Source organism: Bacillus sp. NMCC46, assembly GCF_002998465.1.
Lineage (GTDB): Bacteria > Bacillota > Bacilli > Bacillales > Bacillaceae > Bacillus.
Map to the genome: position 1 here is coordinate 393,324 of NZ_PVQZ01000003.1, position 15,138 is coordinate 408,461.

14 protein-coding genes are annotated in these 15,138 nt (G+C 41.7%); 3 read left to right on the forward strand and 11 right to left on the reverse strand.

The window, feature by feature from the left end:
* Positions 1–169: 169 nt before the first annotated feature.
* The 6 genes from C6Y01_RS11550 to malK all read right to left on the reverse strand — a co-directional run bounded on the left by C6Y01_RS11550 (position 170) and on the right by malK (position 7,642).
* On the reverse strand, positions 170–1,129 hold the full coding sequence (locus C6Y01_RS11550) for an ABC transporter permease (protein ID WP_106038226.1): 960 nt from the start codon (positions 1,127–1,129) through the stop codon (positions 170–172).
* On the reverse strand, positions 1,130–2,176 hold the full coding sequence (locus C6Y01_RS11555; protein WP_003212654.1) for an ABC transporter permease: 1,047 nt from the start codon (positions 2,174–2,176) through the stop codon (positions 1,130–1,132).
* A complete protein-coding gene (locus C6Y01_RS11560; protein ID WP_034659811.1) occupies positions 2,169–3,704 on the reverse strand; it encodes an ABC transporter ATP-binding protein in 1,536 nt (511 codons plus the stop codon). The genes C6Y01_RS11555 and C6Y01_RS11560 overlap by 8 nt, the downstream gene beginning before the upstream one ends.
* A 159-nt stretch (positions 3,705–3,863) precedes the next feature.
* Positions 3,864–4,946, reverse strand: a complete 1,083-nt coding sequence (locus C6Y01_RS11565; RefSeq protein ID WP_034659810.1) for a BMP family lipoprotein — start codon at positions 4,944–4,946, stop codon at positions 3,864–3,866.
* Positions 4,947–5,340: 394 nt separating this feature from the next.
* Positions 5,341–6,048, reverse strand: coding sequence for a response regulator (locus tag C6Y01_RS11570; protein WP_106038227.1), 708 nt, complete (start codon positions 6,046–6,048; stop codon positions 5,341–5,343).
* Positions 6,041–7,642 carry a malate sensor histidine kinase MalK gene (gene malK, locus C6Y01_RS11575; RefSeq protein WP_095285840.1) on the reverse strand — a complete coding sequence of 534 codons (1,602 nt, stop codon included), beginning with the start codon at positions 7,640–7,642 and terminating at the stop codon, positions 6,041–6,043. The genes C6Y01_RS11570 and malK overlap by 8 nt, the downstream gene beginning before the upstream one ends.
* A gap of 185 nt (positions 7,643–7,827) precedes the next feature.
* On the opposite strand from malK, the gene C6Y01_RS11580 reads away from it, so the two are divergent.
* Positions 7,828–8,385 carry a YufK family protein gene (locus tag C6Y01_RS11580; RefSeq protein ID WP_106038228.1) on the forward strand — a complete coding sequence of 186 codons (558 nt, stop codon included), beginning with the start codon at positions 7,828–7,830 and terminating at the stop codon, positions 8,383–8,385.
* A 243-nt stretch (positions 8,386–8,628) separates the two neighbouring features.
* On the opposite strand, the gene C6Y01_RS11590 is transcribed toward C6Y01_RS11580, so the two are convergent.
* The 3 genes from C6Y01_RS11590 to C6Y01_RS11600 form a co-directional block, all read right to left on the reverse strand.
* Positions 8,629–9,039, reverse strand: coding sequence for a thiol-disulfide oxidoreductase DCC family protein (locus C6Y01_RS11590; protein WP_034659802.1), 411 nt, complete (start codon positions 9,037–9,039; stop codon positions 8,629–8,631).
* Positions 9,040–9,057: 18 nt separating this feature from the next.
* Complete coding sequence (locus C6Y01_RS11595; RefSeq protein WP_106038229.1) at positions 9,058–10,959, reverse strand: transglycosylase domain-containing protein; 1,902 nt, start codon at positions 10,957–10,959, stop codon at positions 9,058–9,060.
* 108 nt (positions 10,960–11,067) lie between these two features.
* Positions 11,068–12,246 (reverse strand): MFS transporter, encoded by a 1,179-nt coding sequence (locus C6Y01_RS11600; RefSeq protein ID WP_249114944.1) that lies wholly within the window; start codon positions 12,244–12,246, stop codon positions 11,068–11,070.
* A 217-nt stretch (positions 12,247–12,463) separates the two neighbouring features.
* On the opposite strand from C6Y01_RS11600, the gene kapD reads away from it, so the two are divergent.
* The gene (kapD, locus tag C6Y01_RS11605) at positions 12,464–13,081 is read left to right on the forward strand and encodes a 3'-5' exonuclease KapD (RefSeq protein ID WP_095285843.1); all 618 of its coding nucleotides are present in this window, start codon (positions 12,464–12,466) and stop codon (positions 13,079–13,081) included.
* Here the strand turns inward: kapD and kapB are convergent.
* On the reverse strand, positions 13,078–13,470 hold the full coding sequence (gene kapB, locus C6Y01_RS11610) for a kinase-associated lipoprotein KapB (protein WP_034659797.1): 393 nt from the start codon (positions 13,468–13,470) through the stop codon (positions 13,078–13,080). The two genes, kapD and kapB, sit on opposite strands and share 4 nt — an antisense overlap.
* Positions 13,471–13,560: 90 nt before the next feature.
* Between kapB and C6Y01_RS11615 the strand changes: the two genes are divergently transcribed.
* Positions 13,561–13,740: a hypothetical protein gene (locus C6Y01_RS11615; protein WP_106038230.1), complete on the forward strand. Its 180-nt coding sequence runs from the start codon at positions 13,561–13,563 to the stop codon at positions 13,738–13,740.
* Here the strand turns inward: C6Y01_RS11615 and C6Y01_RS11620 are convergent, their stop codons facing one another.
* Positions 13,741–15,033, reverse strand: a complete 1,293-nt coding sequence (locus tag C6Y01_RS11620) for an ATP-binding protein (RefSeq protein ID WP_106038231.1) — start codon at positions 15,031–15,033, stop codon at positions 13,741–13,743.
* Positions 15,034–15,138 lie beyond the last annotated feature (105 nt).

Below are 15,138 nucleotides of genomic sequence, written 5' to 3' on the forward strand. Positions count from 1 at the left end.
ACCCCCAAATGCTATTTGTCTCAATTGTAGAAGATTCTGTGACACTCATCTATTTATTAAACTAAATTAAGTGTAATAAAAGTAAAATAAACAGGAGTTTTTATGTTTTTATCATACAAAAATCCCCTGAAGGTAGTTTATCCTTCAGGGGATTGATCATACATCGTATTTATCGTTTTCCTTTTAAATAAGGGGTCCCAAGTGCTTTCGGTGCATCTGCCCGGCCGATGAAGCCAGTGAGCGCTAGGATGGTAAGCACATATGGTGCAATGAGCATATACACGTTCGGTATATCTTGGAAGAGCGGCAGGAGAGAGCCAATGATGCTTAAACTTTGAGCAAATCCAAAGAATAAAGCAGCGCCCATTGCGCCGAATGGGTGCCATTTACCGAAGACAAGCGCAGCTAGTGCGATGAAGCCTTGTCCAGTAATGGTAGCATGTGAGAAATCAAGTGCGATGGTCGACGCATAAACAGCTCCGCCAAGACCACCAAACAGTCCACTAATAAAGACGCCGATATAGCGCATCCGGTACACTGTGATTCCCATTGTATCAGCAGCCATTGGATGTTCTCCGACTGCACGAAGACGAAGACCAAACGGCATTTTAAATAAAACAAACCAAGCAACAACCGCAAGCGCTAATGCCAGTATGGACGTATAATAAACATCTTTAAAGAATATATCGCCAATTATCGGAATGTCACTTAAAAGGGGAATATCACCTTTATAGAAAGGCTCTGTAATTTTATCTGTTTGTGCTTTCCCGTAAATGAGTTTCACGACAAACAGTGTAGCGCCAAGTGCCAGCATGTTAATAGCAACACCACTGACCGTTTGATCAGCCCGGAATGTAATGGTCGCAACTGCATGAATCAAAGAGAACAATCCGCCAATTGCCATACCGACGAGGAGCCCAAGCCACGGGGTCAAGGCCCCAAACGTATCAGCATAAAATAAGTTAAAGATAATACTAGAAAATGCTCCGACGACCATCAAACCTTCAAGACCGATATTCACAACACCTGATCTTTCTGAAAAGACGCCTCCAAGAGCGGTTAAAATAAGTGGTGCAGCATAGACAAGTGTTGCTGGGACGATGATTTCAAGAATTTGCAGAAATCCCACTTATTTTCCCCCCTTTTTCTTCATTTGGTTCATCACAAGACGGATAATATAGCTTGAGGCGACGAAAAGAATAATGATCGCTATGACAATATCAACGACCTCAGTCGGTACGCCAGATTCAAGCGGCATATTTAAAGCACCGACCTTCAATCCACCAAGCAGCAGCGCAGCAAGAACAACACCAACAGCAGTATTTCCACCTAATAAAGCGACGGCGATTCCATCAAAACCTACACCGGTAAAAGAGCCTTTAATTGAAGCATATTCAAATGTACCAAGACCTTCCATTGCGCCTGCAAGACCTGCAAAAGCACCTGAAATGAGCATCGCATAAATGATATTGCGGCGAACGTTCATACCGGCATAATGGGAGGCCTGCTGGTTCATTCCAACAGCCCGCAATTCAAAGCCTTTAGAGGTTTTTTGAATAATGACCCACATCACGACCGCAGCAATAATGGCAACAAAAATACCATTATGCATCCGGGAGAAATCGGTGATTTGTTCAAAGAAACCAGAGCGAAGCGAGGCAGTGGCATCGATTTTTTCTGTTTTATCTTTATTATTTGTTAAGACATTTGAGATCAGATAATTTGTAACATGAAGGGCAATGTAGTTCATCATGATCGTGACAATCACTTCATGAACATAAAAACGAGCCTTTAAAAACCCAGGAATAAAGCCCCATAATGCACCAGCAGCAGCTGCGGTGATGAGGGCAAGCGGCAGATGGATATACATAGGTGCATGGACAGTTGTACCGATCCATACAGCAGCTACCCAGCCAATCAGCATTTGACCTTCTACACCGATATTAAAGAGACCAGTCCGAAATGCAAAAGCAACAGCAAGTCCTGATAAAATGTAAGGTGTAACTTGTCTGATGGTTTCTCCCATATAATAGGTTTCACCGAAGACGCCATTCCAAAGGGCGCCATAGCCTTCGATGACACTATAACCGCTTGCCAGCATAATAATGGCCCCAACAAAAAGACCAAGTACAATGGCTATAAGCGGAATTAGCAGATTTGTTAAGCGATTAGACATTTGCTTCGTTCCCCACTTCCTGTTGCGTACTTCCAGCCATTAATAGACCAAGCTCTTGCTCTGTTGTTTCTTTTGGATCAACGATGGCAATAATGCTGCCTTCGAAAATAACAGCGATCTTATCACTGACATTGATAATTTCATCAAGCTCAAAGGAGATGAGCAGGACGGCTTTCCCTGAGTCCCTTTGCTCAATCAGACGCTTATGAACAAATTCAATTGCACCAACATCAAGTCCTCGTGTCGGCTGAGCGGCAATTAATAAATCAGGATTGCGGTCAACTTCTCGGCCAATAATGGCTTTTTGCTGGTTCCCGCCTGACAGGGCGCGTGCCTCTGTATATTCACTCGGTGTTCTTACGTCATACTCAGCAATGATTCGTTTTGCTTTTTGGTAAATATTTTTCATATTCATCAAGCCAAATTTTGAGTATGGGCGCTGATAATACGTTTGTAAGGAAATATTTTCTCCAATTGAAAAATCAAGCACCAGTCCGTGTTTATGACGGTCTTGAGGAATATGTCCAATTCCAGATTCGGTCACCTTCCGAGGCGGAAGGTTTTGAATGGCTTTCCCGTTTAGCATGATCGTGCCAGACTCTGATTTTTTTAGACCAGTAATGGCTTCAATTAATTCAGATTGACCATTGCCGTCTACTCCAGCAATTCCGACAATTTCGCCAGCCTTCACTGAGAGGTTGAGATGTTTGACTGCCTCAATTCCTCGCGCGTCTTTTACCGTAAGGTCTTGAATTTGAAGCACTTCCTCAGCAGGGGAGGCGTCTTTTTTGTCTGTTTTAAATGAAACTTCACGACCGACCATGAGGCTCGCAAGTTCATCTTTATTTGTGCTTTCCACATCAAGTGTACGAATGCCTTGGCCTTTTCGGATAATGGTCACACGGTGACAGGCATCCATAATTTCTTTCAGCTTATGGGTAATTAAAATAATGGATTTGCCTTCATTGATTAAGTTTTTCATAATTTGTATGAGTTCTTTGATTTCTTGAGGTGTTAAGACGGCTGTTGGTTCGTCGAAGATCAAAATGTCAGCGCCGCGGTAAAGTGTTTTTAAGATTTCTGCACGCTGCTGCATGCCGACAGAGATGTCAGATACTTTTGCGGCAGGGTCTATTTTTAAACCATAGCGGTCAGAAAGCTCTTGTACTTGCTGTATGGCTTGTTCTTTGTCGATCTTTCCAAACTTCTTAGGCTCTTTTCCTAAGATGATGTTTTCAGCGACGGTGAATGTATCGACAAGCATAAAGTGTTGATGCACCATACCGATGCCTAAATCACTTGCATCATTTGGGCTAGAAATGGTTACAGGTTTTCCGTGAACCTTGATTTCACCTTTTTCAGGCTGGTAAAGACCGAAAAGCACGTTCATAAGTGTTGATTTTCCAGCGCCGTTTTCACCAAGCAGCGCATGAATTTCGCCCTTTTTCAGCTGCAGCGTAATGTTGTCGTTTGCTACAATGCCAGGGAATTCTTTGCGTATATTCAACATTTCAATGACATAATCCACAGGTTTAACCGCTCCTTTTTTAGGGTGCTGATGAAGATAAAAACTAGCAAAAGAAAAGCTGCAAAACGAGGCTGCAGCTTTTCTTTTACCACCTTTTACGAATAAAGAGGAGGTAAAGGAGAGGCAAGGGGATAAGGCGCGCTTATCCCGATGCTCAAATTAAGCTTTAAAATCTTTTAGTTCATCACGTGTTGCAGGGATTTTGACTTCACCCTTGATGATTTTTTGTTTCCATTCTTCTACTTTCTTCAATACATCTTTGTCAAGGTTGTCCTGAGATGGAGAAATGTCAACAGCGCCTTCTTTCAGACCGTATGTGATCACTTCGCCGCCAGGGAATTTACCTTCTTTTGCTTTCGTCGTTAAGTCTTGTACCGCTGTGTCTACTTTCTTAATCATAGAAGTAAGAGTGACACTTTGTTTTGTTCCAGGTACTTTTCCTTCGTCATACTGGTCTTTATCTACACCAATAACCCAAACTTTACGGTTAGGATCAGCTTTTTTCAGGTTTTTTGCTTCTGTGAAGACACCAGTTCCAGTACCGCCAGCTGCGTGATAAATGATGTCGACGCCAGATTTGTACATGCTTTCAGCTGTTGCTTTACCGATGTCTGCTTTATCGAATGCACCAGCATATTTCACTTCCACTTTTGCTTTCGGGTTAGCTGCTTCAACGCCTGCGCGGAATCCAACTTCGAATTTTCTGATTAATTCAGAGTCAACGCCGCCAACAAAACCGATTTTGTTCGATTTTGTAGAAAGAGCAGCCGCAACACCTACAAGGAATGATCCTTCATTTTCGTTAAACATAATGCTGGCTACGTTGTCTTTTTTCACAACTGCATCAACAATACCAAAGTGATTATTTTTACGTTGATCTGCGATTTCACTAATAGAATCTTGCATTAAGAAACCAATTCCATAAATCAGGTCGAATTTCTCACGAGCAAGTGTGTTTAAGTTCGTTGTATAGTCAGCGTCTGATTTAGATTGTAAGTAATCAAAGCCGTTTTTACCTTTTTTTAAATTGTTGTCTTTCCCAAAAGCTTGTAAACCTTCCCAAGCTGATTGGTTAAACGATTTGTCATCGACACCACCGACATCAGTTACCATTGCAACAGTGAATTGATCTTTATCTTTTTTGCTTTCACCGCTGTTTGAGCCAGAGTTGCCGCATGCTCCAAGGATGGTTCCTGCTGCTACGACTAAGGACAATGCTAGTCCAATTTTGCGCTTCTTCAAAACATAACCCCCTATAAAATTTAAAAGTTTCAGAAAAGTCTCGCGAAAAAAGACCGTTCTACCTCTTCTCACCCTTCTGAATAGGGTATTTTATCCTGCTTTCTCCTGAAACTTATGGAGGGAAGGAGAGAAGATGTAAGACATCAGACTTATATCTCGTTGAACTAATCAATCATAATTTATCATTTCCAATCGAATAAATAAATAGAAATTTGTTTTATTTTTAAAAAAATGTTAAAAGGCTAAATTCGATGTCTTTTTATCTGCTGAAATATGATATAATGCCGCTTTTGTGATGTGCTCTACTACAGTGGAACCGCTGATATCAAGGGGTTTGTGACATCGTGTGCCATAAAAAAACATCTGGCCTCTGTAAAAGGTCAGATGTGTCAAATTATAGATATTGCTGAATCAAATTCATATTTGTTGTACTGAGTTTATATTGGAAAACAGGACGTCCAATTGTCCCGTATGCCATTTCGACATCAACTACTTCGATGTCCTCAAGGAATTTCAAGTATTTTCTAATGGAGACTTGAGAGATTTCTGTATGATTCGCTAGGTCTTCGGTCGTGAAAGCTTGATGATCGAATGATTGAATACTTGTCCAGATGAGTTTGAGTGTGCTTTTGGTCAGGCCTTTTGGCAGAAGGACTTTTTCTGTCTCTGCTTTTTTATGAAAGAGCTTCGCATCTAAATCATTTTGCGAGATGCTGTTCATCGTTTGGTACAAGGCGTGTTTACGTTTATACTCTGAGAGCGCTGATTGGAAACGTTCAAACTCAAATGGCTTGATTAAATAATCAACGGCCCCGTTTCGCATCGTTTGCTGGATCACGTCGACTTCATTGGCAGCTGAAATGACAATGACATCAACAGAATGATTTTGCTTGCGTATTTCTGATAATAGGACCAGTCCATTTTGTCCAGGCATATAAATATCGAGCAGTACAAGGTGAATGGCTTCTGTTTTTAAGATGTCCAGTGCCTGCTGAAAAGAGGTGGCAATCCCTTTTAATTCAAAGCCGTCGATTTGGGTCAGGTAGCGTTTGTTCAGCTCCCCAACCATTGGGTCATCTTCTACTATTAACACATTAATCATGTGAATCCTCCTTTTGTTTATACGGAATGCGGAGACTAAAGGTCGTTCCTTCTCCTTTTTCACTCGTGACAATCAGGTGTCCGTTCAATTTTTTGATGCTTTGGTCAACAAAGTAGAGACCGAATCCTCTGTCTTCTCCTTTAGTTGAAAAGCCTTGATCAAACATGATGTCTTGTTCATCTTTTGTGAGACCAACACCTGTGTCCGTAATCTCAATATGAAGCTGCTCCTGGACGTATCGGAATGAGATTGAGATGTTTTTCGTCTCAGTATGAGAAACAGCATCGAGTGCGTTATTTAACAGGTTGCCAATCACGGTAATGAGATCATGCGTCACTGCTGGGTCCTCTGAATTTGGGACTTGTGTGCTGCATATGACTTCTAAGGTCGCGCCTTGTTCCCTGATGTAGCTTTGTTTTCCTAGTAAAAATCCTGCTAAAACAGAGTTTTTCACATGGTTGATGATTTCATTTGTTTCCGTTTGCTGATATATCGCAATATCTTTGATATAGGTGCCAAGGTCATCGTAGTTTTTGAGCTGAACCAATCCTAAAATGACATGAAGCTTGTTCATAAATTCATGTGACTGGGCACGGAGGGCATTTGCATACATTTTGACCCCGCTCAGCTGCTCAGCCAAGTGTTTGACTTCTGTTTTGTCACGGAAGGTGGCGATTGCCCCGACAATCTCGCCTTTTACCGTAATCGGGACCTCGTTAAAGACAAGCTCCAGTCCGTTCATTCTCACGTCGCGGTCAAGCAGCGGCTTGCGTGTTTCAATGACTTGCTTTAAACCGCTTGAAGGGAGGAGAGCCTGAACATCTTGTTCTCTAGGGTCAACCATAATGCCCATATTATGAAAGAGCCGTTTGGCTTCAGCATTGGCTAGCTTGATTTTACCGTGCTGATCGACGGCAAGAATCCCTTCTTTTGTTGATTCTAGCATGGCGCTTCGTTCTTTTAATAGTGTGGCGATCTCATCTGGCTCTAGTCCAAACATAATCTTCTTCACTTTTCGTGCCACAATGAGTGCTCCGATGATACCAGAAAGAAGACTGAGCGATATGACGAAGTAGAGCGGAAGTAAGCTTTGATGAATAATCAAGTCAATTTCCTTTAACGTAATCCCTACTGCCACAGCCCCGAGCTGCTTTCCATCTTGATCATAAACAGGAACAAAAGCACGCATGGATCTGCCAAGTGTTCCAGAAGCCGTACTAATATGTTCTTTACCCTGTAATGCTGGTTTTTCATCACCGCCAGCAAACCGCTTCCCGATCTTCTGCGGATTTGGATGGGTTTTTCGAATACCGTTCATATCCATCACGACAACGAATTCGGTTTTGGTGATTCGCTGAACACTTGTTGTATATTGACGCAATGCTGAATATGATCGATTTTCTTCTAATGATTTCGCTGTGATCGGAGCCTCTGCGACCATTTTGGCAGTGGAGAGGGCGATGTCACGTTCCTGCTGATGAATGTTCTTAGCTGTTTCCGACCAGATCGTAAAGAATGTGATACAAAGGGAGATCAGGACAACGATACAAACAAAAATCGTCAGCCGTGTTTGCAGTCTTAATGTTTTTTTCACGAGTATACCCCTAACGCACGATTTTTTCGTAATAGTAATACTTTAACGGGAAAATGTAAGTTTGTGAAGGAATGTACGTGCAAAATCACAAATTTGATTTTGCTGCCAGTTTACTTTGAAAGCATCTTGTCAATCCGTTTTAAGTGAGCCATAATAAATGTGAGCTTATGAGAAAGGATCTATTTATGAAAAATACATATTTGACTGGATATTTTCCGCTGATTTCGATTTTACTATTCAGCTCTGCTTTTTCGATTTTCACAGTAGGTATCACGACTGATTTCTTGACTCAAGCAGGTATTTTAAAAGGAATGCTGGAATTTTTCTCGGAACAGGGCATCAGGCTTGCTCTTTTTGCTGCTTTTGCACTTGTTTATTTTATGATTTTATCTGCCTTGAAACTGATTGCAGATACGGTGTTAGAGCTGGCACTACTCTTTTTCGCGAAAGATCCTGAAGGGGAGAACTTAAAGAAAATTCGGATTGCATCCGTTGTTTATTTATTTGCCAGCTTGCTTTCATTTCTGTTGACGCAGCAGCTGATTCTGCTTGTCGGACTGTTTGTTTTAGCAAGTCTTGTCTATTTTATCTGGGTTGTGGTTCGCATTTATCAATCGCTTTCCATGCTGAATTTAATTGGATTTATGATGTTTATTCTTCTGTTTTGGGCAACGTTTTTAATCGGCATTTTGTACTTATTTATTAAGCTTTATAACAGTGTTATGGCGAGTCTGCCTTCTTAAACAGACAAAGAAAGCATCCTCCACCATCGGAGGATGCTCAGCGTGTAGACAAACCCTCGCATTCGGTGTCAGGGCTGCGTTCCGGTGCTCACGAATGTTCAATTCGCTCCGCTCCGGTACTCGTCCTTCCTAGACTGCAAAGGTTTTCAGGTCACGCTGAAAAGAAGACAAAGGGCTAAAATAAAAATCATTTTAGCCCTTTGTCAACAATGTGAGCATCCTCCACCATCGGAGGATGCTTTTTTATGAAAGAAACCGTTTTTGAATATCGGGTGTAGGCATCATACAAGATGTTTTTTGACCAAACCATTTGTAGCGATTTTTCGCCATCCGCTCATAAAACCAATCACGGATAGGGCGGGGAATGGCAATGAGTAAATAACTCCATTTGTAGATCCCTTTTAAATGCCGCGTGGCTTTTAAGATGCCTGTCGACTTCGTATAAAGGGTGCCTTTTTCAATATAAATGAATGAATTGAACTCATCTAAAGGCAAACCGTTTTCTTTTAAAATGCGCTGCCCTGTATCTGATTGTAATGAAGCAAACATCATTCGCTCATCTGGATCACGCTTAATCACAAACTGAACAGCACCGCTGCACACGTTGCAGACACCGTCAAATAAAATTAAATGGGGTGGATGTGTTGAATGCATCGCAATCAAACCTCCTGTTTATCTGGCGTATTGCATCGTATTTTTCCAAATACGTAAGTGCGGGCTGGAGCTGTAAATCGATTCAACCGTTCCTCTATCTCTTCCAACCCATACACCCATTGTATATTGATCTGTCAGTCCAACAAACCAAATGTCTTTGTAGTCATTGGATGTCCCTGTTTTACCACCAATGTAAGGGGAACTGAAATTCGCTTTTTTCCCTGTTCCGCTTTTTACAACGGAGGCAAGCAGTTTACGCATTGTGTCATTTGTACGCTGAGAATACACTTGCTTCGGTGACTCTTTCCACTTGTAAAGGGTCTTACCGTTTAAGTCTGTTACCTTTGTGATCGAATGACTTTGTGTGTAACTGCCTTGATTGCCAAAGACGGTATACGCATCTGTTATTTCTAGCGGCGAGAACCCCTTCGTAAATCCGCCAAGTGCAGAAGGAAGGCGATAATCATCCGCTACGATATGTTCGAATGAGAATTTCTCTAAATAGCTGAAGCCTTTTTTGACACCGACTGTATCCAGCATTCGGATCGCAGGTGTATTGTAAGAGTTCTTAAAGGCTGTTTCAAGTGTGACAGTTCCATACGTTTTATGATTATAGTTCTGCGGACAGTATCCGCTGCTGCAAAACTTGCCGGCACTGATTTTGCTTGAAGCTGTTGCACCGGTTTGGTCGATGTAAGGACCATAGTCTAAAAGCGGCTTAATTGCAGAACCAGGCTGTCTTTGCGCTTGATAGGCGTAGTTGAAATCAAACTTCTTATAGTTTTTTCCGCCAGCAAGTGCGACAATTTGATGCGTTTCATGATTAATGACCGCTGATCCGCCTTCTACACCTTGGTAAGGGAGTTGCGCATTGAGCTGATAGACGGCTCGTTGCTGTAAGGAAGGATCAAGTGCCGTATAAATTTTGACACCATCCTGAAGCAGGGCACTAACTTTTTCAGATAATTCTTTTTGAATGGCTTTTTTTGCTCCATCTGTTTTGGCTTTCTTCAAGCGGTTTGTAAAGCCTTCCTGATCTGACACAAGATCGGTGAATTCCTCATTGGTATATGTCACATAGTCAGGGTAAAGGTTTTTCTTTTCACTTAAGGACAGGCTGATTTTTTCTTTGACGGCTTTTTTGTATTGCTTTTTGGTGATGACACCGTCTTTCTTTAAAATACCAAGCAGTCGTTCTTGGCGTTTCTTCGTGTGCTTGAATTGTTTCAATGGGTCATACAGTGTTGGGTTGTTTGGAATCGCAGAGATAAATGCCATCTGTGCAAGCGTTAAAGAACTAAGCGGCTTATCAAAATAGTAATTAGCCGCAGAACCGACACCGTAAACACCATTACTGAAATAAATCGTATTTAAATAGCTTTCGAGAATTTCATCTTTCGAGAATTTCCGCTCTAATTCATAGGAATAGAGAAGCTCTGTAAACTTTCGGGTGAACGAACGTTCATGGCTTAAATATAAGTTACGGGATAATTGCTGTGTGATCGTACTCGCTCCTTGGCTGATGCCATGGTTTTTGACATTTGAGGCAAGGGCACGAACAACCCCCATAAAGTCAATGCCTTTATGGTCATAAAAGTTCCGGTCCTCTGAGCGGAGGAACAGCTCCTTCACAGAATCAGGAATTTTATCATACGTCACGAACACTCGGTTTTCATCGTTTGATACGATCTCGGAGATGAGAGAACCATCCCGATCATACATATAACTGTTTTGGGAAAAATCTATCTTTTCCAGCTTGATTTTTTGATCAAGCACTTCGTTAACAGGCTTGACACTTGCAGCTTCTTCCTTTGATAGATAAAAAGTCAGAACAAATAATGGAATGAGGGCAGCAAGTAATAACCAACCAATGATTGCACGAAACATGAGGTCACTCACTTTCTTCAATTTTCTAGCCATATCGTACCATTCTTTTGCGAATACGAGAAGGTTATTTTTAGAAAAGAATGGGCGTGAAGTCTAGTGAATAAGGCTTCTACACAAGAAAAAAGAGTACCTGATGCTGGATCAGACACTCCTTTCTTTTGTCTTCGCATGCGAGCGGACCGCCCATAAAAATAACGCGCCAAACAGAAAAATTCCGGCGGTGACATAAAAGACAGCTGGAATCCCGTAATGACTCGCCACAATGCCGCCAATCACCGGACCGACGACATTCCCAAGAAAGCGGAAGCTGACATTGTACCCGAGCACTTCCCCTTGCATAGAGGCAGGTGCTTTGATCCGAATATACGCCGTCGTACACGGAATAATCCCGCCAAGTGCCATCCCATATAGAAAACGGAAAAGTACTAACATCACATAGGAATCCGCCATCGCTTGCGGGATGAATAAAATAGAGGAGAGGATGAGAAGGGCAAGCAGCACCTTGTCGTGACCAATTCGATCTCCGAGATCTCCCCATTTTCGTGTAAAGAGCAGATTGCCAAGTCCAGTTGCAGAGAACGCAAGACCCGCATAAAATGCGAGATTAACAGGACCGTGTAAATCATGAATGTATAAAGCCAAAAGTGGCTGAATGCTAAAGTTCCCTACTTGTGTAATAAACGTTAAAAGCATCGTGACCACAAGCAAAGGCTGTTTGAAAATATGAACGAGCACATCCTTCCGTGAGTAAGAAACGCGCTTTGCTTCTTTTGAACGGATGGGCTGTTCTTTCACTCCGAAAATAATCACAATAGCTGACACATAAATGACAGTCGCTGTGAGGAAAAACGTATAAATAAATCCGACGCTGTCTGCCATGAAGCCGCCCATTAATGGACCAAACAACCCCCCGGCGACATTACTCATCTGCATCGTTCCAAGGGTTTTACCTGCAGTTGCCTTTTCCGTCTGTGCAGAGATCAGTGCCATTGAAGTCGAGATAAAGCCTGTGACAAGCCCCATGAAGAGCCGCAGTGCGAATAGCTGATAAACGGTTTGCACAAGCCCCATTAATAGAATACTTGTTGCAATCCCAATTCCGTTAATGAGCAAAATCTTTTTATAGCCATGACGGTCACCAATCCGTCCCCAAATCGGAGAAATCAGAAAGGCCGTTAAAAACGTGACCCCAAAGACATAGCCGCTCCACCTTTGGACAAATTCATTTGAATAGCTGCTATCAAGAGATTCTATGTAAAGTGATAAAAAAGGGACGATCATTGTAATGCTGGCAGATACAAAAAAGTTCACAAACCACATGATGTACAAGTTTTTCTTCCTGTTTGTGATAGAGACCACCTTCTTTATTTATTTCGTGTTCCTTAATAATTATAAAGGAAAATAAACGATCTTTCATCTGATGATAGGTTGGGCATAGTGAATCTGCATTATTTTCAAGAAAATGAAGTGATTTCAAGGTCCGTCTTAATATAATGATATCAGGATGAAAAACTGACGAGAAAGTGAGGTGAGACTGGTGGAACAGAAGGCGGTGCTTGTGGTCGATTTTGAATTTACGATGCCTGATGGAAAGTATCATCCACAAAATTTTTTTCCTGAAATTATTGAAGCTGGGGTAGTGAAAGCGGCAAGTGAAACGATTATAGACACGTTCTCTAGCTACGTCAAACCGAAAAAGTTCCCGAAGCTGACGAAGCGCTGTAAATCGTTCCTCGGCATTACGCAGCAGGATGTAGAGAGCGGAATTTCCTTTGAGGCGTTTATCGAGAAGCTCGTGTCGCTTGATGGGGGAGAGGATTGTGAGATTATTACATGGGGCAATATGGACATGAAGGTGCTGAAGCAAAACTGTATGCTGAATCACATTGCCTTTCCTTTTAAGGGGAAGCTGAGGGACCTTGCCTTTGAGTATAAAACCTTTTTTGGTGATCGTACACTGACAGGGCTTCGCAAAGCGGCAAAGGAATACGGCAGTGAAGGAGCTGGTAAGCATCATAAAGCACTTGATGATGCTATGACGACTTATCAGCTGCTAACCCTTTTTGAAAAAGACAGAGCTTATGTGGAAAATCCGCAAACAACCAAAATTGGTGAGCTGATCGATTTCTCACACTTTTTTGATTCGGCTGATTAGCGGGCGTCTTCTGGAAAATAATCTTTTTCGAGAGAAGATAGGCACGCTCTTGATTTTTCAGCCCATTTGGAATCATCCGCATGGAGCGTTTGTTTTAATTTATCTACAGCTTCTTTTAGTGATACTTGATAATCTGGTATACCGCCATCATAAGGCTTCACCATATGATGAGGGATATTCGTCTGTTCACGATAGGCCAAAGCCCGTCTCTCTTGGAAAAAAGGCACGTCTGCTTCTTTTGGGTGATGCAGGTCGCCTTGAGTGGGATGTGTCAGAACGGCTTTTACTTGAACGAGATAGGTCGATGGTTTCACTGCTGTCACTTCCCCAACGTAAACACCTGTTTTGTAAAATCCTTTCACAACTTGTCCAATTTGAATGTCTGTCATGTGAAATTCCTCCATTTCCTTCTCGCAGGAAGGTATTTCATTTCTTTTAGCCAATATAGTGAAGTAAACGAGCAAAAGGGGGAATGGCGAATGCTGTCGTTCATCGCACTCTTTCTAATGTATTTTCCTGAAGATAAAAGGGAGTACATCCCAGCGGCAATCACCACGGTGATTTTCTTCATTGCTGCTTTTATTTGCTTTCGTCTGATCGTTCGTGCGTCTAAGAAGCAGGAGCGGATAGATGAAAAAAGGACAAAAAAAATGGATTGATCATTTTTTTCTTGTATCTTCAGGAAACTTCACGGTGACGGTTGTACCAGACTGCAGCGAGCTTTTGAAACGAATGGTTCCATGGTGATTTTCAATGATAGAAAATGTCACTGTCAGCCCAAGTCCAGTCCCTTTATTTTTCAGGGTGTAATATGGTTCGCCAAGCTTTTTCATTTGGCTTTCTGTCATTCCTACACCGTTATCCACGAAACAAAGGCATATTTTATGATTTTCTTTTGAAGCAAAAAGTTCAATTTCCCCTTCGTGTTCTGGGGCTGCTTCAATCGCATTTTTGATTAAATTAATCATGACTTGCTTGATCTTCGTTTCATCACCTTGAATGTATAAGTCTGGTTCAATGGATTGATGAATCGTGACTGATTTGAAATTGGCATAGGATGTCATCAGTGATGCACATTCCTCTAGTAACTTAGATAGATTGAGAGATTCAATTTGATAATAGTTTTGTTTCGCAATGTCAAGATAACTCGTGATAATATCCTGCGCCCGGTCTAACTCGGACAGAACGAGATTTTTATAATCTTTATTGGTTGACGGCTCTTTTGTATTGTCACTAGAAAAGAGCAATTGAATAAAGCCTCTCACCACTGTCAGCGGATTGCGTACTTCATGGGCAACGCTTGCAGCGAGTTCACTTACAATGGTCAGTTTTTCTGACTGGACGAGCTGTGTTCTCATTTGCGCATTTTCTTTGACGAATTCAATGGAATAGATACTTAGCACAAGAAAGAATATGTAGTAAAGGGTTGAGAAAAATAACTCAAGTAACTTTTGCTGCATAATAAAGGCTGGGCTGTATTCCATTAAGCTGACCGCAAACAGTCCAATGTAAATAAAGAATCCTTTGGATAAACCGATAAGCACTCCATACATCAGCTTTTTCAGCTTCGAATATTGACGCCATTTACGGTAGAACAGAAATGGGATGAAAAAGTAAATCGGAACAACAATGAGTCCAACCCATAAGAAGGAGCCATACATCACGAATTTGACCATGGAACTTATCAAGATGGCGATGATCCCAGCAGTGTACCCTCCGTATAAAATGGCAAGTACAAGAGGGATGGATTGAAGCCCAGTCTGCAAATCTAAAATCGAACCAACTGGATATATAATACATAGTGCTGAAGAGATGAATGCGAATACTGTGATGAGCAGTTTATTCGTTTTTGGGAAATGAGCAGGGGTCCGGCTTAGCCATAGCGCATGATATAAAAAGATTGGAAATAGAATAAAAGATACATGGAGCAGAAAATCCTTGAACATTTCCATTTAAATGCTCTCCTCGTAAATAATTGTAATTCCTCTCATTATATCATCTCATGTACAAAGTAGATATGATAAAAGGAGGGTTTTTTTCTTTAAAAAGAACACCCG

Bases quoted from the DNA above. Each gene is read 5' to 3' on its own strand.
- C6Y01_RS11580 (WP_106038228.1), top strand. From the start codon at position 7,828: ATGAAAAATACATATTTGACTGGATATTTTCCGCTGATTTCGATTTTA.
- kapB (WP_034659797.1), bottom strand. From the start codon at position 13,470: ATGACAGACATTCAAATTGGACAAGTTGTGAAAGGATTTTACAAAACA.
- C6Y01_RS11570 (WP_106038227.1), bottom strand. From the start codon at position 6,048: ATGATTAATGTGTTAATAGTAGAAGATGACCCAATGGTTGGGGAGCTG.
- C6Y01_RS11555 (WP_003212654.1), bottom strand. From the start codon at position 2,176: ATGTCTAATCGCTTAACAAATCTGCTAATTCCGCTTATAGCCATTGTA.
- C6Y01_RS11600 (WP_249114944.1), bottom strand. From the start codon at position 12,246: ATGTGGTTTGTGAACTTTTTTGTATCTGCCAGCATTACAATGATCGTC.
- C6Y01_RS11595 (WP_106038229.1), bottom strand. From the start codon at position 10,959: ATGGCTAGAAAATTGAAGAAAGTGAGTGACCTCATGTTTCGTGCAATC.
- C6Y01_RS11590 (WP_034659802.1), bottom strand. From the start codon at position 9,039: ATGCATTCAACACATCCACCCCATTTAATTTTATTTGACGGTGTCTGC.
- C6Y01_RS11620 (WP_106038231.1), bottom strand. From the start codon at position 15,033: ATGGAAATGTTCAAGGATTTTCTGCTCCATGTATCTTTTATTCTATTT.
- C6Y01_RS11615 (WP_106038230.1), top strand. From the start codon at position 13,561: ATGCTGTCGTTCATCGCACTCTTTCTAATGTATTTTCCTGAAGATAAA.